This window comes from Actinomyces capricornis (assembly GCF_019974135.1).
GTDB classification, from domain to species: domain Bacteria; phylum Actinomycetota; class Actinomycetes; order Actinomycetales; family Actinomycetaceae; genus Actinomyces; species Actinomyces capricornis.
The window spans coordinates 2,609,441-2,625,934 of record NZ_AP025017.1 but is presented as its reverse complement, the minus strand read 5'-3'; the positions used below and the strand labels follow the sequence as shown (position 1 = coordinate 2,625,934).

Sequence of the window (16,494 nt, the reverse complement as noted above, 5' to 3'; positions counted from 1 at the left end):
GGAGACCCCGACTCTGCCACCGCCCGCCCCGCTCGGTCATGAGGCGCTCCGCGGGCCGCTCACAGCCCTTCACCCCACAGCCCTTCACCCACAGCCACCCGCCTCCGTCCGCGCGCACCGTCCGGCTGAGGCATGCGTCGCCCGCCACACCACGGGACCAAGGTCCTACCTCGTGATGGCGGGAACTCGCAGCACACCCGCCTCACGCCCCTACCAGGACGAGGGCACCCGAGCCGGCTCAGCAGTTTTCTTGTGTGATCCCACGGATATCACAGGTCGATCACAGCGGCGTGCCGGGTGCCGTGGCGGGCCGGCGGGGCCATGCTCACTGAGCGGACGTGCACGCCAGGGGCCGAAACCTATCCCCCGGGGCCTGGGAGCACTTATGGTGGTCGTCATGTACGACAAGGTCAAAGCACGGGCCAGTTTGTACAGTTTTCTTGTGGACTGCCGCAAAGGGACCTCCCCGGCCGCGGCAGGCCTGGCCCATAGCAGCTCTCCGCGGCGCGTGCCCAGTATCCGACGCGACGAGCTCGCCGCCGTGCTCGGGGTCGACACGGACTACTACGCCGATCTTGAGCGTGGGCTCCTGGAGACACCGATCCCGGCCGAGCTGGAGGACCGGATCGCCCGCGCCCTCCATCTTGAGGGCGAATACCGCCAGGAGCTGGCGACGCGGCTGCGCGATGTCTATGAGGTCAGGCCAGACGCTCCTGCCGCATCGGCCCAGGCCACCGGACGGCACCGGGCCTCGGCCGCAACCGACTCCGCCTCCCCGGGCCTGGATGCCTCCCCCGGCTCGGCACCCGAGCAGGGGGCGGTGGCCGCATCGGCGCCGGTGACCGCGATCCCGGAGCAGCCGGCTCAGGCCACCCGGGATATCGGCTACGGCACGGTGCCCGCCACCAGCCAGTCCCCCGTCGTCCCGGCGGTCTCGGCGGAGGCCCCGGCGGGCACCTCCACGGATGCGCCCGCGCAGGCCGAGGCCCCCTTCTCCTTCTCCCTGTCCTCCCGGACCCAGCCCACCGGGCCACAGGCCGTCTGGACCCCGGCAACAGGAGTTCAGGCAGCCGGGAATCACGGCAGTCACCTGCCTGGGAGCCGGCCGACGCCGTCCACGCAGACCGGCTCCGTACCCGAGCAGCCCGCACCGGCCTCGGCCCCCTCCCGCATCGGCTCCCCGCCCGGCTCCTCCCCCGCATCGGCCCAGACCGGCTCGTGGTCCGAGCCGCTGACGGCGCCCCTGACCTCCCCCCAGCCCGGGACCGCCTCGGAGGCCTCCGATCCGCTGTCCGCACCCCTGACCGCCCCGCTGTCGGCCCGCTCCGCGGAGTCGCTGCCCCTCGCGCCGGCGTCGGACTCCTTGTCGGCGCCGCTATCGGCGCCCTCGGCGGCACCGCTGTCCGCGCCCTCGGCCGCTCCCCTGTCGGCCGCATCGGCCGCGCCGCTGTCCGCACCCTCCGCCCAGACCGGCCAGTGGTCCTCCCTGGCCTCATCGGAGCCGCAGGCCTCGCCTGCGGCGCTCCCGCCCCGCACGCCCTCCCCGGAGGCCCTGCCGGCATCCCCCGATCCGGCCTCACTGCTCCCCCAGCCGGTGGCCGGGTCCTCCGCGGAGCACAGCACCTGGGATGCGATCCCTACCATCTCCCAGCCCGGGCCCGCCAGCGCCGCCCAGAACGACCAGGCACAGCCCGCCCAGTCTCAGCAGGTCCAGCCTCAGCCGGTCCACGCCGCGCCGCTCTCAGCGCAGCACACCGGATCCCAGCCGCGGGTCGCCTCTCAGGACCAGCCCGCGGCCCCGGAGGTCTGGGAGCACTCGGACCGCTGGCCCGGTCTGCGTCCCTCGGCAACCGCCGCCGTCTCGAATCCCGGCCGCCCTGCGCGGATGCCCGGCATGCAGGCGCCTGAGACGCAGGCGGGCCCGGCACGGCCCTCGCCCGCGCTGCCCGCACCCGCAGGCGCCGCGTCGGCCGCGTCGGCCCAGTTCCAGGCGGCCCAGCCCCAGCCCGGTCCAACGCCGTCGGCGGCGCCCGCCACCGCTCCTGCGGCCCGATTCGCCCGGCCCGGTCCGGCTGGGTCGCCGGAGCAATCCGGGCCCTCAGGGCCGCCCGGCTCCTCGGCCCCCTCAGCCCGCTCGACGCCGTCGGCGCAGTCGGCCTACTCAGCGCAGTCCGCCTACTCGGCACAGTCGGCCCAGTCCGCTCAGATGGAGCGGGTCCCGGCCCAGGGCATGGCGCCTGATGAGCTGCGCGCTGCCTTCGCCCACGCCCGCGAGCCCGGCATGACCGGCCCTCAGCCGCAAGTGCCCCAGTCCCCCCAGGGCGCTGCTGCCCCGGGGGCGGCGCCCCTGGCCTCCGCGACTGCACCCATCGGCTACCCGACGGCCCCCGAGCAGACCGGTCCCCAGGGGATCCAGCAGATCCAGGCCCTGCCCGCATCGGCGCAGGCCCAGCAGCTCCCCTCGCCTCAGGCCCTCCAGTCGGCCCCCGCCCTCCAGTCGGCCCCCGCCCTCCCCGCGGCCCAGGCATCCCCGCCGGCGGCGGCCTCACCCGTCGGGCCGGTCGGTCCCGCCCCGACGGCCCAGCAGCAGGCGGCGACCGGCCAGCATCCGGCCATCACCGGTCAGCAGCAGGCCATCACTGGTCAGCAGGTGGCGGCACCCGGCCAGCAGCGGGCCCAGTCGCCCAAGCCCGCCCTGGCACAGTTCCTGGAGACCTTCGACATGCCCGCGCTGCTGCGCAGCCGCACCCTGGGCATCCTGGCGGCCAACCGCAGTGGCTCGCAGCTGTACGCCCCGGTCCTGCAGTGGAGCGGCGGGCACGGCCAGCACGTCAACCTCCTGGAGTTCGCCCTGGTGGGAGGCGAGACGGCCCGCGGGTTCTGGCCGGACTGGCCGCTCGTGGTCTCCACGGCGATCAGCGAGTTGAGCCTCATGGCCGAGCAGCACCCCGACGACCCCGAGGTCATCAGCACCGTGGGCGCGCTCATGACCGCCAGCCGGGACTTCGGGCGCATGTGGTCGGAGACCACGCCCCAGCGCCTGGCCAATGAGGGCACCGAGACCATCAACCATCCGCTCCTGGGCCTCATCGAGCTGCCCTACCGGATCCTGTACATGGACGACGACGGCAGCCACGTGGTGGTCTACGCCCCGGTGCCGGGCTCGAGCGCGCATACCGTCATCAAGCGCCTCAGCGAGTAGGAGCGGCCGAGTAGAGGCGGCACCGAGCAGGCGCGGGGAGGAGCCGAGCACCGCCGGGGTCTCTCAGCCCCACAGGCCCTGGCGCTGGGCCAGGACGGCCAGGGCCACCGGGCCCGCCGAGGCGGTGCGCATGATGTGGGGCCCCAGCCGGACCGTCACCGCCCCGGCCTGCTCCAGGGCCGCGATCTCCTCATCGGTGATCCCGCCCTCGGGGCCGACGACGACGGCCAGCACCGGCCGCGGTGCCCCGGGCTCATCGCGGGGCGCCGGTGCGGGCAGGGAGGCCAGGGGCACTGTCGCCTCCTCGTGCAGGACGGCGACGACGCCGCCGTCGGCGACGCACCGGCGCACCCGGGCGGCCAGCTCAGCGGTGGAGTGGGGCGCCTCCACCGTGGGGATGACGGCGCGACGGGCCTGCTTGGCGGCCTCCCGAGCGGTGTTCTGCCAGCGCTGGCGGCCCTTGTCCCGCTTGGGGCCCTGCCACAGGGACACGCAGCGCGAGGCCTGCCAGGGCAGGATCGCCTCCACGCCCACCTCGGTGGCGGTCTCCACCGCCTGCTCATCGCGCCCGCCCTTGGCCAGGGCCTGGATGAGGGTGAGGGCCACCGGCGGGGCCGGCTCCTCCACGCGCTCGACGACGCGCACCCCCAGCCGATCCTTGGCGCTCGCCCCGGGGCTGGTGACCAGGCAGCGCAGGCGCAGCCCGGCGCCGTCGACCAGATCCACCCGCTCGCCGGCGCGCAGGCGCCGCACGGTCAGGGCGTGGCGGGCCTCGGGGCCGGTGAGCACGAGCTCGGCGCCCGAGGCAATGGCCTGGCCGACAGCCGGGGTGGTGGTCTGGGGGGTGAGGATGAAGACGGGGGCGCTCACGCCTCCAGCCTACGGGGCGAGCGCGCCCCGCAGGGTGCGGCGCTGGGGCCATGGTGTCGGTGGGGCACGGCGGCATCGTCGTGACTCCGGTCTCACCCCGCACCAGTCCCGCACCGCGCCGGCCTCGCGCCGTAGGTGCGCCGCGGGTGTAGCGTCATAGCCCATGACCCAGCCCCCGGACTCCGCGCCTACCGGCGCCCCCGTCCCCACCGCCGTCACGCCCGAGGACCTCTCCCGCAGTCTGAGGGCGGTGCGCCACCGCATCGCCGAGGCCGCCCGGCGGGCGGGCCGCGATCCCCAGGCCATCCGCCTGCTGCCGGTGTCCAAGACCGTGCCCGAGGAGCGCCTGCGGACGGCCTTCGCCGCGGGCATCACCCAGATGGGTGAGAACAAGGTCCAGGAGGGGCTGCGCAAGAGCCGGGGCCTGGCGGACCTGGGGATCCACTGGGCGCTCATCGGGCACCTGCAGACCAACAAGGCGCGCGATGCCGCCTCCTTCGCCGATGAGTTCCAGGCCCTGGACTCCCTGCGCCTGGCCCAGGCCCTCCAGCGCCGCCTGGAGGCGGCCGGGCGCACACTGGAGGTCTACGTGCAGGTCAACTCCTCGGGCGAGGCCTCCAAGTCCGGCCTGGAGCCGCAGGAGCTGCCCGCCTTCCTCGAGGCCCTGGCCGACTACCCCGCCCTGCGGGTCCAGGGCCTGATGACCCTGGCGGCGCGCACCGATGATTGCGAGCGCGTACGCGCCTGCTTCCGGCTCATGCGCGAGCTGCGCGAGGCGGCCCTGGCGGAGGGCACGGTGGGCCCGGGCCTGCTGTCGATGGGCATGAGCGGCGATCTGGAGCTGGCGATCGAGGAGGGCTCGGACTGCGTGCGGGTGGGGCAGGCGATCTTCGGGGCCCGCGCCACGCCCGACTCCCACGGCCGGCCCGAGCAGGGCCCACCCGCCTGAGTACCGCGGCCGCCCCGGGTGCGGGGCCCTCGGCAGTGCGCGTGGCCCGTCAGGCGGCCCCGCAGCTCAGCGCCCGGAGAAGCGCTCCTTGAGCTTGCCCATGACGCCCTCATCCTTGGCGGGGGCGACGTCGTCCTCGCCGCGCAGGCGGGCCAGCTCGGCCAGGAGCTGGCGCTGCTTGTCGTCCAGGCGGGTGGGTGTCTCCACGACGATGGACACGTGCAGGTCGCCGCGGCCCTTGCGGCGCAGGCGCCCCACCCCCAGGCCGTCGAGGACGACCTCGTCGCCGGGCTGGCTGCCGGCCCTGACGGTGACCTGCCGGTCGCCGTCGAGGGTCTGGAGGGTGAAGGAGGCGCCCAGGGCGGCGGCGGTCATGGGCACGCGCAGCTCGGTGTACAGGTCGTCGCCGTCGCGCTCGAGGAACTCGTGGGGCTTCTCGTGGATCTCCAGGTAGAGGTCGCCGTGGGGGCCGCCGGCGGGGCCGGCCTCGCCGCGGCCCGACATGCGGATGCGGGTGCCGGTGGACACCCCGGCGGGGATGGAGACCTCCAGGTCCTGGCGCACATGCCTGCGCCCCTCCCCCGAGCAGTCCTTGCAGGGGGTGACGATGACGGTGCCGTATCCCTGGCAGCCCGGGCAGGGCGAGGCGGTCATCACCTGGCCCAGCAGGGTGCGGGTCATGCGCTGGATGGTGCCCGTGCCGTTGCACTGCGAGCAGGTGACGGGCTCGGTGCCCGGGGCGCAGCAGGAGCCCCCGCAGGTGGTGCAGGTGGCGTAGGTGTCCACGGGGATGGTGCGGGTGGCCCCGAAGGCGACGTCGGAGAGCTCGACCTCGACGGCGACCAGGGAGTCCTGGCCCCGGCGGGCGCGCGAGGCGGGGCCGCGGGTGCCGGCGGCGCCGCCGAAGAAGGACTGGAAGATACCGCCCAGGTCCCCGAAGTCGGCCCCTGCGAAGCCGCCGCCGAAGCCTCCCCCGCGCAGGGCGTCCTCCCCGCCCAGGTCGTACATCTGGCGCTTGTCGGCGTCGGAGAGGACCTCGTAGGCGGTGGAGACCTCCTTGAACTCCTCCTCGTGCCCGGGACCGGCGACGTCGGGGTGCAGCTGGCGGGCCTTCTTGCGGTAGGCCCTCTTGATCTCCTCGGCGCTGGCGTCGCGGCTCACGCCCAGCACCTCGTAGTAGTTGCTCACGTCAGGTGTTCCTTCGTCTGCTTCTGGGTGGTCTGGTGATCACGGAGCCGCGGTCTAGGGGGCCGGGTCCTGGCTCTCGGGTGGGGACAGGAATCGGGAGAGGTAGAGGGCCACGGCGCGCACAACGGCCATGGTGGCGGGGTAGTCCATGCGGGTGGGGCCGATGACGCCCAGGTGGGCGACCACGTCCCCGCTGCGCGGGCCGTAGACGGTGGTGACGACGGAGGCCTCGGCCAGGGCGTCGTCGCGGTTCTCCGAGCCGATGCTCACGCGCACGCCCTCATCGGACTCCCGGCGGGGGTCCTGCTCGGAGCTGAGCAGGCGCAGGAGCACCACCTGCTCCTCGATGGCGTCCAGCAGGGGGCCGATGGAGGCGAAGTCGGGGGTGGAGCGGGCCAGATTGGCGGTGCCGGCGACGACGAGGCGCTCCTCGGCGTCGGGGCTCAGGGCCTCGACCAGGGCCTCGGCGACGGCCTCGAGCAGGGGCCGCTCGTCTGGGGGTGCCTGCTCGGCCAGGGAGGCCAGGATGGGGGCGGCCTCGGCGGCACGCCGCCCCACCAGGGCGGTGTTGAGCCGGGTGCGCAGGCGATCCAGGAGCGCGGGGTCGATGAGGTAGGGAAGGCCGATGACCTCGGGGCCCTCGGGCTGCAGCGGCACGGCGGCCGGGTGACCGGGGGCGATGGTGCGCTGCTCGACGCGGCCGGTGTCGGTGATGATGACCAGCAGGAGCCGGGTGGGGCTGAGCGCCACCAGCTCCAGGTGCTGGAGGGCGGCGAGCTTGAGGCTGGGGTACTCCACGATGGCGAGCTGGCCGGTGAGCTGGGCCAGGGCCCGCACGGTGCGGGCCACCACCTGCTCCAGGTCGACGGCGTCCTCCAGCAGGGCGGTGATGGCGTTGCGCTCGGGTGCCGAGAGGGGCTTGATGCGCGCCACCTGGTCGACGAAGAGGCGGTAGCCCTTCTCGGTGGGCACGCGCCCGGCGGAGGTGTGGGGCTGGAGGATGTAGCCCTCGTCCTCCAGGGCCGCCATGTCGTTGCGGATGGTCGCGGGGGACACGCCCAGCCGGTAGCGCTCGGCCAGGGCCTTGGAGCCCACCGGCTCGCGGTTGCGCACGTAGTCGGTGACGATCGCTGAGAGCACCTTGAGGCGCCTGTCATCGGCCATGGGCGCCTCCTTCCTCCCTCGCGCCCGCGCCCGGGAGGCGATGAGCGCTTAGCACTCCCGGGCTGTGAGTGCCATCCTACGCCGTGGATCGGCGGGTCAGAGGGTGGTGAGCCGTGAGGTTCCCCTACCGTGCCGAGGGTGAACACGCCCTACCGCCCGCCCGTCCCCGGAAGCACCGCCGCTCGCCGCGCCGCCCTGCGCGCCCGGGCCGAGCAGTCCGCCGGCCAGTCCCCGCAGGGCCAGCAGGGCCGGCAGGGGCGCCGAGGGGCCCGGGGCGGCGACGCCGGGCAGGCGGCCCGCCGCCCCTCCGCCTCGGACCGCTACGGCGGGGATGTGCTGTCCGCCGACCCCCACCGCAGTGGCCCCCACGCCGTGCGCCCCGCCTCGGTGACCATGCCCGTGGCGCGGGGCATGGTGGTCGAGGACCGCCGCACCGGTTTCGTGGGGGCGGCCGTGGCGGTGGAGAAGTCCGGCGGCCAGCACCTGGTGGTCCTGGAGGACCGCCACGGCACCAGGCGGGCCTTCCCCTTGGGGCCGGGCTTCTGGTTCGAGGGCCGGCCGGTGATCCTGGACCCGCCGGTGGCGCGCCCTCGCCCGCCGGCCGGGCCGCGCAGCGCCGCCGGGCGACGGCTGACGGCCTCGGGCTCCTATGCGGTGGAGGGCGAGCGGGCCCGGGTCGCGCGCGCCTCGCGCATCTGGGTGGAGGGCAGGCATGATGCCGAGCTGGTCGAGAGGGTCTGGGGCGACGACCTGCGCCATGAGGGCGTGGTGGTCCTCATGCTCGAGGGCGTGGACAACCTGGCGGCCGTCCTGGAGGACTTCGCCCCCAGCCCCCAGCGGCGGGCCGGCGTGCTGGTGGACCACCTGGTGGCCGGCTCCAAGGAGTGGCGCATCGCCGAGCAGGTGCGCTCCATGCCCGGCGGGGACAATGTGCTGGTGCTGGGCCACCCGTATGTGGATGTGTGGCAGGCGGTCAAGCCCGAGCGCCTGGGCCTGGAGCGCTGGCCCGAGGTCCCGCGCGGCATCGACATCAAGCACGGCACCCTTGAGGCCCTGGGCTGGCCGCATGCCGACCAGGCCGATATCGCCCGGGGCTGGCAGCGGATCCTGGCCACCGTGCGCTCCTACAAGGACCTGGAGCCCAGCCTGCTGGGGCGCATGGAGGAGCTCATCGACTTCGTCACCGCCCCGGGCACCCGGTAGCGGCCCCAGAAGCCTCCCCGGTAGCGGCCCACGCGGCCGCTCACACCGCGGGGGCGGCCAGCTCCAGGCGGCGTGCGCGCATGAGCAGCAGGGCGTCGCGCAGCAGCAGGGCCGCCACCAGCGCTGCCCCCAGGGCCCTCCACAGCGCGCCCTGGGCGAGGAAGAGCAGCACCATGGCGGTGATGACCGGGACCAGGTGCTGGAAGGAGCGCAGGATGTAGAAGCCGAAGGTGGGCATCTGCACGCCGTCGGCCTCCGCCACGGACTTGACCATGAAGTTGGGGCCGTTGCCGATGTAGGTGATGGCCCCGCACAGCACCGCGCCCAGGGAGATGGGCACCAGGTAGGCCTCGGGCACGCCCGCCACGCTCGGCCCGCCGGGGTGGGGCACCTGCCCGGCCATCTCGAAGAAGGTGACGTAGGTGGGGGCGTTGTCCAGCACCGAGGACAGCCCCCCGGTGAAGACGAAGAAGGTGATCCGGTTCAGCGGCAGGCTCCCGGCCACCTCGTCCAGGTAGTGCAGGGCCGGGATCATGGTCAGGAAGATCCCGATGAACAGGGCGGCGACCTCGGTGATGGGCCCCCAGGTGAACTGGTTGTCCCCGAAGCGGATCCCGCGGTCGGTCAGCAGGTAGGAGGCCGCCGCGGCGGCGAGCATGATGATCTCGCGCAGCGGCAGCCAGTCCCCCGCCGTGGTGTGCCCGGCCTCGATGGCGTGGGCGTCCACGGAGGGGGCCAGGGCCACCGCGGCGATGATGACGGCGAAGAGCGCGAAGTTGAGGGCTCCGCGCAGCCCCAGCGGCTCGATCTGGGTGTCGTCGGCCTCGACGGCGGCCACCGGCTCGCGCGAGTAGTAGTAGGAGTCCAGGGCGTAGTAGCCCAGCAGCAGCAGGCAGTTGACGAAGAGCCATTGCGGCAGCAGCGTGAGGGTCCAGGTGAAGGGCACCCCTCGCAGGAAGCCCAGGAAAAGGGGCGGGTCGCCCAGGGGCGTGAGCAGGCCGCCGCAGTTGGCCACGATGAAGATCGTGTACAGCACCGTGTGGACGCGGTAGCAGCGCTCCCGGTTGGTGGCCAGCAGCGGGCGGATGAGGAGCATGGCGGCCCCGGTGGTGCCGATGAAGGAGGCCACCAGGCCCCCCACGGCCAGGAAGACCGTGTTGTTGCGGGGGGTGGCCTTGATGTCGCCCTTGAGGAAGATGCCCCCCGAGACCACGAACAGGGACAGCAGCAGACTGATGAACTGCAGGTACTCCACCACCGAGGCCAGGACCACCTGCCAGCCCCCGGCCAGGCCCATCCAGGCCGCCACGGGCAGTCCCAGGGCCAGGGCCACCCCCAGCTGGGTGGGGCGGCGCTCCCAGTGGTGCGCCGTGGCGGGGATGAGGGGCAGGACGGCGATGCAGGCCAGCATCGCTGCGAAGGGGAGGACGGACCACCATTGCAGGTGCACGGCTGTCTCCTTGATCGATCAGTGCTCCTGCGTCCACACTACGCCCGCCCCGCGATCCTCAGGCCCGATCGGCCCGATCGGGCTCCATGGGCGGGATGCCTGCCGCGCTCCGGGGCGCCCGATGCTGCCAGGACGGCGCCGGGCGCCCCGGGCCGGCGGTATCAGGCCGCCACCTGGCGGCCCTGGGAGCGCACGTAGGCGTAGGCGGTCATCAGCGCGACCAGTGGGACCGTGACGACCCAGCCGATAGCGGTCACCGCACCAAGGAGGTAGAGGCCGGATCCGGTGAGGGCGAAGGGCAGGTACGTCCCGACGTTGGCGCTCAGGGTCCGCCAGGAGATCTTCATGGCCTCGATGCCGTCCACGCCCCTGTCCGCTGCGGCGTACACGGAGAAGTAGAGCAGGAAAAGCGCGATGATCCCGGGGATGAGGCACAGCAGGGTGCCCACCCCGACGGCCAGCCAGGTCAGGAGGGCTGCAACCAGGGTTCCTCCCAGGTTCGGGAAGGTGAAGAAGTCGGAGAAGGCTACGCGCTGCCCGGAGGCGGCCTTGAGGCCGACGTGGGCGAAGACGATGGTGGACAGCAGGCTCAGCACGTAGCCGACGGGCTGGCCGAAGGGGATGCCCAGGCCGTAGGTGACCTCCTCGTTGTCGATGGTGACGGTCATTTGCGCAGTAAGCAGGCCGATGACCAGGGTCCACAGGCCGAAACCCCCGAGGATGACCGCGGCATTGGAGGTGACGACCGACCACGCCCAGGACAGGCCCTCACCGACACTGGGCGGCGCCACCGGCGCCCCGTAGCCGGGCTGCGGGCCATAGCCGGGCGCGCCGTATCCGGGCTGGGCGGCATATCCCTGTTGGCCGGCTCCTCCCGCGGGGTAGGGCGGGTAGCCGGGCTGCTGCTGGGCGCCGTAGCCGGATTGGCCGTCACCTGGCTGCTGGCCGTGGTCGGGGTACTGCGGGTTGGGTGGATAGGTACTCATAGCCCATCACTCTTCCACAGGTAAGGCCTCAATCGCAGGTGAATGCCGGATCTATGCGCATCCCGTGCTGGGGCGATCGGGTCGCCATGGGGGATGGCCCGGCGAGGCCCGGGCCTGCCGGATCGCGGCGATGCCCTCCGCCTGCTCCTGGTGCCGTGGCCGCGCGGGGTACCACCGGGGGCGACCGCCGGCCAGCCCCCTGCCTACTGCGCGCGGCCGCTACCCGCTCAGGGCCCGGGTGACGGCGTCGGCCATGAGGCGGCCGCGCAGGGTGAGTACGGCCCGGCCCTGCTCGGCGGCCCGCGGCTCCAGGAGCCCATCGGCCACGAGGCCGGCGACGACGGGCGGCAGGTGCGCAGCGCCACCGACCGCCATCGCACGCCGCTCGGGTGGGCCGGCCCGGACGATGCCGCGGGCCGGCCCACCACCGGGCGCCGCGCCGAGCCCCGCCAGATCGATGCCCTGGCGCAGGCGGATGCCCAGCATGATCCGCTCCAGCTCGCGCGATTCGGCGTCGATGATCTCGTGCCCGGCCACCGGCAGGTGCCCCGAGGCGATCTGCCCCGCCCAGGCCACCGGGTGCTTGGTGTTCCACAGGCGCACATCCCCCAGGTGGGAGTGGGCGCCGGGCCCCGCACCCCACCAGTCCCAGTCGAGCCAGTAGGCCTGGTTGTGCCGGCACTCGTGCCCCGGGCGCGCCCAGTTGGAGATCTCGTACCACTGGTAGCCGGCGCTTGCGAGCAGTTGATCGGCCAGCTCGTACTTGGCGGCCTCGTCGTCGTCCTGGGGCATCTCCAGCTCGCCGCGGCGCACCTGCGACCACATGCGCGTGCCCTCCTCGATGACCAGGGCGTAGGCGCTGACGTGGTCCGGGCCGATGCCCACCGCGGCCTCCAGGGAGCGGCGCCAGTCCTCCATCGACTCCCCCGGCGCCCCGTAGATGAGGTCCAGGGAGGTGCTCAGCCCCGCGCGCCGGGCCCAGGCGACCACCTGCGGCACCCGTTGGGGGGCGTGGGTGCGGTCCAGCACGGCCAGGACGTGGGGCACGGCCGACTGCATGCCGAAGGAGACCCGGGTGAAGCCGCCCTCGGCCAGGGCCGCCAGGGAGGCCTCGTCCACCGAGTCGGGGTTGGCCTCCGTGGTCACCTCCGCCCCCGGGTCGAGCCCGAAGCACTCGCGCACCAGCCCCAGCATGGCCACCAGGTCGGCGGCGGGCAGCATCGTGGGGGTGCCCCCGCCCACGAAGACGGTCTGGACGGGCCGCGGCGGCAGGCCGACGGCGTCCATGGCCGCCCGGGCGGCCCTCAACTCACCCGCCAGGGTGCCCACGAAGTCCTCAGCGGAGGCGCCCGGCCCCATCGACAGGTTCGTGTAGGTGTTGAAGTCGCAGTACCCGCAGCGCACCCGGCAGTAGGGCACATGCAGGTAGATCGACAGGGGCCGGGGCTCGCCGCCCGGGGCGGGCGCGGCGGCCCTCCCCGGCAGCTCCCCCATGCCCGGCAGGGGCGGGCCCAGGGGCTGGGCGGGGCTCACTCCCGCAGCCCCCTGCCCGGCCCATCAGGGCGTAGGCCCCCCAGAGCGTCGGCCTCGCGCAGGCGCCAGGGCTCGCGCTCCACGGCGTCCCAGGCCGCCCGCTGGGCCTCCAGGCGCTGGAGCATGGAGGCGCCCAGCTCGGGCTCCCAGGCCACCTCGGTGCGCACCGCCCTGAGGTCGCGCACGGTCCGGCCCGCCTCCAGGCCGCGCTGCTCGAAACGGGTCATCACCCGGCCGGCGAAGCGCTCGGACCACCCCCCGATGACACCTGCGGGCGAGCCGGGGTCCATGCCATTGCCCGGGTCGCCCGCCACCGCGCCCTGCGCGCCCAGCCCCGGCCGGGCACCGGCATCGTCATGGCGGAAGTAGGGCAGGGTGGCATCGGGGCGCAGCCCGGCGGGCAGGGCCGAGACCTCCTCGACGACGTCGCGCATCTGCCAGGCGTAGTCCGCCCAGTCCGTGGCCATGCGCCACACCCCGCCGGGGCGCAGCACGCGCGCCACCGAGTCGGCGAAGCCCTCGGTGACCAGGCGGCGCTTGCGGTGGCGGGCCTTGCGCCAGGGGTCGGGGAAGAACACCCACACCTCGCTGGCACTGCTCACCGGCAGGGCGCGGGCCAGCACCTGGGCGGCGTCGGCGGGCACCACCCGCACATTGCGCAGCCCCTGGCGAGCGATGGCCGCCACCATCCTGGCGATGGCCGTCTCCCAGACCTCGATGGCCAGGTGGTCGGCGCCCGGATGGGAGGCGGCGTGGGCCAGCAGGGCCTCCCCGCTGCCCGGGCCCACCTCCACGATCAGGGGCCGGGCCTGGCCGGCATGGCCGAAGAGCGCCTCCGGCTCCAGGCGGAACCCGGGGGCGACGGTGCGCACGGCGTCATCCCGCGGGACCTCCACCACGTAGCGCGGCCCCAGCTCGGACAGCGCCTGGGCCTGGGCCGGCCGCATTCTGCCCCCGGCGCGCGAGTAGGAGCGCACGCGCGAGGGAATGGCGTGGGAGCGGGGCGGGTGCTGCTGGGCCATGGGTCTCCTCCTCATCCGACCGGCTCATCGACGGCGGCCAGCAGGTACTTCCTGGTGAAGTCCGCGATCACGCAGTCGCCGCGCGCCTCGGCGGCGAGCACGGCCCGGGCATCGCGGGGGTCGTGGTGGGCGAACCAGCGCCGGCAGCTCACGCCGTGGCCAGCAGTGGAGACCACCCGCACCTCGTCCCCGGCCCGCACCCGGCCCTCGGCCAGGACCGACAGGTAGACGCCCACGCGGTCGCGGGCGGAGAAGAGCTCCACCCAGTCGGCCCGACCCATGCCGCGGGCGAAGGTGGAGCAGGGGTTGCGCACCCCGGTGACCCGCACCAGGATGCCGTCGGATCCGGGGCTCCCACGATCCTCAGCGCCCCGGCCGGGGTGATCGGAGCGGCCGGGCGGGCCGATGGACAGCACCGCGCCGATCTCGACGTCGTCGATCCCTGCGGCGCCGTCGTCCTCGATGAGCATGTTCTCCCCCAGCGCCCCCGGGCCGATCCCTCCCAGCTCGCGGGACCAGTGGCGCGCCTCCGCGCCGCTCATCACGTACAGGGCCTTGTCCAGGCCGCCGTGGTGGGCGCGGTCGGCCTGCTGGTCGACGACGATGCCCAGGGAGTTGACGGCCACCGCGCCCGCGATCGCGGCCTTGTGGATGGCCGAGACCCCCGGCGACCCGCAGTCCGGGCGCAGCCGCTCCACGGCGCACACCGCCGAGACCCGGCCCACGGCCTCGCCCCGGCCGAAGGGCGAGGGCTCCCCGCGGTGGCGACCGTCAGCGCCCGCATGGGGCTCGCCCAGCACCCGGGCCAGCTCCCGGGTGAGCACCAGGCCCGCGCCGTCGTCGTCCATGGCCGCGCGCACGCTGGGCGAGGCGACCGGCGCGCCACCGCCCGCCGGTGCCGCACCGATCCTGGTACTCGCCTGCCTCATCTGCTACTCCTGACCGCGCCCCGGCGCGAGCCGCCGGCACGGCCTGCGATCCGCGGCCCTCTCACCTGCACCCGCTCACTCGTCCCGGCTCACTTGTCCCTGCCCGTGGGGGTGTCAGCGCCCAGGGCGGCGATGAAGGCCTCCTGGGGCACATCCACACGGCCGATGGCCTTCATGCGCTTCTTGCCCTCCTTCTGCTTCTCCAGCAGCTTGCGCTTACGGGTGATGTCACCGCCGTAGCACTTGGCCAGCATGTCCTTGCGCAGGGCCCGGATGGTCTCCCGGGCGATCACCCGCGTGCCGATCGCGGCCTGCACCGGCACCTCGAACTGCTGGCGCGGGATGAGGTCCTTCAGGCGCTTGGTCATCATCACCCCGTAGGAGTAGGCCGCATCCCGGTGGACGATGGCGCTGAAGGCGTCGACCCTCTCGCCATTGAGCAGGATGTCGACCTTGACCAGGTTGGCCTCCTGGGAGCCGTCCATCTCGTAGTCCAGGGAGGCGTAGCCGCGCGTGCGCGACTTCAGGGCGTCGAAGAAGTCGAAGACGATCTCGGCCAGCGGCAGGGTGTAGTGCATCTCCACCCGCGTCTCGGACAGGTAGTCCATGCCGGCCATCGTGCCGCGGCGCGACTGGCACAGCTCCATGACGGTGCCCACGAACTCGCTGGGGGTCAGGATCGTGGCCCGCACCACCGGCTCGGAGACGGTGGAGACCTTCCCCTCGGGGAACTCACTGGGGTTGGTCACCGTGTGGGTGGTGCGGTCCTCCATGGTCACCTCGTAGACCACCGAGGGGGCGGTGGAGATGATGTCCAGGTTGAACTCGCGCTCCAGGCGCTCGCGGATGATCTCCAGGTGCAGCAGACCCAGGTAGCCGCAGCGGAAGCCGAAGCCCAGGGCCACGGAGGTCTCGGGCTCGTAGGTCAGGGCGGCGTCGTTGAGCTTGAGCTTGTCCAGGGCGTCGCGCAGAGCCGGGAAGTCCGAGCCGTCCACGGGGAACAGGCCGGAGAAGACCATGGGCTTGGGGTCCTGGTAGCCGGCCAGCGGCTCGGTGGCCGGGGCCGCCGCGGAGGTGACGGTGTCGCCCACCTTGGACTGGCGCACGTCCTTGACCCCGGTGATGAGGTAGCCCACCTCCCCGGCCCCCAGTCCCGCCGAGGGCCTGGGCTCGGGGCTGATGACGCCGATCTCCAGCAGGTCGTGGACGGCGCCGGTGGAGAGCATCTCGATGCGCTCGCGCGGCTTGAGGGCGCCGTCGACGACGCGCACGTAGGTGACCACGCCCCGGTAGGTGTCGTAGACCGAGTCGAAGATCATGGCGCGGGCCGGGGCGGCGGGGTCGCCCACGGGGGCGGGGACGGCCTGGACGATGCGGTCCAGCAGCTCGGGCACGCCCGCCCCGGTCTTGCCCGAGACCTTGAGGACGTCCTCGATGTCGCAGCCGATGAGGGAGGCGATCTCCTCGGCGTGCCGCTCGGGCTCGGCGGCGGGCAGGTCGATCTTGTTGAGCACGGGGATGATGGTCAGGTCCCCCTCGATGGCCATGTACAGGTTGGCCAGGGTCTGGGCCTGGATACCCTGGGCTGCGTCGACCAGGAGGACGGCTCCCTCGCAGGCGGCCAGGGAGCGGTTGACCTCGTAGGAGAAGTCGACGTGGCCGGGGGTGTCGATCATGTTGAGGGCGTAGGTGCGCAGGGAGCCGTCGGGGCCCTCCACGGTCCAGGGCATGCGCACGGCCTGGGATTTGATGGTGATGCCGCGCTCGCGCTCGATGTCCATGCGGTCGAGGTACTGGGCGCGCATGTCGCGGGGCTGGACGACGCCGGTGGCCTGGAGCATGCGGTCGGCCAGGGTGGACTTGCCGTGGTCGATGTGCGCGATGATGGAGAAGTTGCGCAGCAGCTCGGGCGCGGTGGCCGCGGGCTGGACGCTGCTCATCTGCTCTGGCGTGGGGATCGGTGACACGTGTGCTCTTCCTCAGGCGGGCATGGGTCGG

12 protein-coding genes are annotated in these 16,494 nt (G+C 73.7%); 3 read left to right on the top strand and 9 right to left on the bottom strand.

All coding sequences use genetic code 11. The features are described from left to right. Window positions 1-508 precede the first annotated feature (508 nt). The gene (locus tag MANAM107_RS10755; protein WP_223908226.1) at window positions 509-3,202 is read left to right on the top strand and encodes a helix-turn-helix transcriptional regulator; all 2,694 of its coding nucleotides are present in this window, start codon (window positions 509-511) and stop codon (window positions 3,200-3,202) included. 63 nt (window positions 3,203-3,265) lie between these two features. On the opposite strand, the gene MANAM107_RS10750 is transcribed toward MANAM107_RS10755, so the two are convergent. Continuing rightward, window positions 3,266-4,072: a 16S rRNA (uracil(1498)-N(3))-methyltransferase gene (locus MANAM107_RS10750; protein WP_223908224.1), complete on the bottom strand. Its 807-nt coding sequence runs from the start codon at window positions 4,070-4,072 to the stop codon at window positions 3,266-3,268. Between the two features lie 163 nt (window positions 4,073-4,235). Here MANAM107_RS10750 and MANAM107_RS10745 point away from each other — a divergent pair, with 163 nt between their 5' ends. Beyond that, window positions 4,236-5,021: a YggS family pyridoxal phosphate-dependent enzyme gene (locus MANAM107_RS10745; protein WP_223908222.1), complete on the top strand. Its 786-nt coding sequence runs from the start codon at window positions 4,236-4,238 to the stop codon at window positions 5,019-5,021. A gap of 66 nt (window positions 5,022-5,087) precedes the next feature. On the opposite strand, the gene dnaJ is transcribed toward MANAM107_RS10745, so the two are convergent. Together dnaJ and hrcA are read right to left on the bottom strand one after the other, a co-directional pair. Further along, the gene (gene dnaJ / locus MANAM107_RS10740) at window positions 5,088-6,209 is read right to left on the bottom strand and encodes a molecular chaperone DnaJ (RefSeq protein ID WP_179901238.1); all 1,122 of its coding nucleotides are present in this window, start codon (window positions 6,207-6,209) and stop codon (window positions 5,088-5,090) included. Between the two features lie 54 nt (window positions 6,210-6,263). Continuing rightward, window positions 6,264-7,373, bottom strand: a complete 1,110-nt coding sequence (gene hrcA, locus MANAM107_RS10735; protein ID WP_223908219.1) for a heat-inducible transcriptional repressor HrcA — start codon at window positions 7,371-7,373, stop codon at window positions 6,264-6,266. Between the two features lie 129 nt (window positions 7,374-7,502). On the opposite strand from hrcA, the gene MANAM107_RS10730 reads away from it, so the two are divergent. Continuing rightward, window positions 7,503-8,576, top strand: coding sequence for a DUF3097 domain-containing protein (locus MANAM107_RS10730; RefSeq protein ID WP_223908216.1), 1,074 nt, complete (start codon window positions 7,503-7,505; stop codon window positions 8,574-8,576). Window positions 8,577-8,616: 40 nt separating this feature from the next. Here the strand turns inward: MANAM107_RS10730 and MANAM107_RS10725 are convergent, their stop codons facing one another. The 6 genes from MANAM107_RS10725 to lepA form a co-directional block, all read right to left on the bottom strand. Then, window positions 8,617-10,026 (bottom strand): sodium:proton antiporter, encoded by a 1,410-nt coding sequence (locus tag MANAM107_RS10725; protein ID WP_223908212.1) that lies wholly within the window; start codon window positions 10,024-10,026, stop codon window positions 8,617-8,619. Window positions 10,027-10,187: 161 nt separating this feature from the next. Then, entirely contained in the window at window positions 10,188-11,012 is an 825-nt protein-coding gene (locus tag MANAM107_RS10720; protein ID WP_223908210.1) for a DUF2189 domain-containing protein, read from the bottom strand. Window positions 11,013-11,231: 219 nt separating this feature from the next. Further along, a complete protein-coding gene (gene hemW / locus MANAM107_RS10715) occupies window positions 11,232-12,545 on the bottom strand; it encodes a radical SAM family heme chaperone HemW (protein ID WP_223908208.1) in 1,314 nt (437 codons plus the stop codon). Then, complete coding sequence (gene trmB, locus MANAM107_RS10710; RefSeq protein ID WP_223908205.1) at window positions 12,542-13,567, bottom strand: tRNA (guanosine(46)-N7)-methyltransferase TrmB; 1,026 nt, start codon at window positions 13,565-13,567, stop codon at window positions 12,542-12,544. The genes hemW and trmB overlap by 4 nt, the downstream gene beginning before the upstream one ends. An 11-nt stretch (window positions 13,568-13,578) precedes the next feature. Next, window positions 13,579-14,415, bottom strand: a complete 837-nt coding sequence (locus tag MANAM107_RS10705; RefSeq protein WP_223913114.1) for an MOSC domain-containing protein — start codon at window positions 14,413-14,415, stop codon at window positions 13,579-13,581. Window positions 14,416-14,585: 170 nt separating this feature from the next. Further along, on the bottom strand, window positions 14,586-16,463 hold the full coding sequence (gene lepA, locus MANAM107_RS10700) for a translation elongation factor 4 (protein WP_308443620.1): 1,878 nt from the start codon (window positions 16,461-16,463) through the stop codon (window positions 14,586-14,588). Between the last annotated feature and the right edge of the window lie 31 nt (window positions 16,464-16,494).

Coding starts and splice junctions, on each gene's coding strand:
- MANAM107_RS10745 (WP_223908222.1), top strand. CDS start 4,236: ATGACCCAGCCCCCGGACTCCGCGCCTACCGGCGCCCCCGTCCCCACC.
- hrcA (WP_223908219.1), bottom strand. CDS start 7,373: ATGGCCGATGACAGGCGCCTCAAGGTGCTCTCAGCGATCGTCACCGAC.
- MANAM107_RS10720 (WP_223908210.1), bottom strand. CDS start 11,012: ATGAGTACCTATCCACCCAACCCGCAGTACCCCGACCACGGCCAGCAG.
- trmB (WP_223908205.1), bottom strand. CDS start 13,567: ATGGCCCAGCAGCACCCGCCCCGCTCCCACGCCATTCCCTCGCGCGTG.
- MANAM107_RS10705 (WP_223913114.1), bottom strand. CDS start 14,415: ATGGACGACGACGGCGCGGGCCTGGTGCTCACCCGGGAGCTGGCCCGG.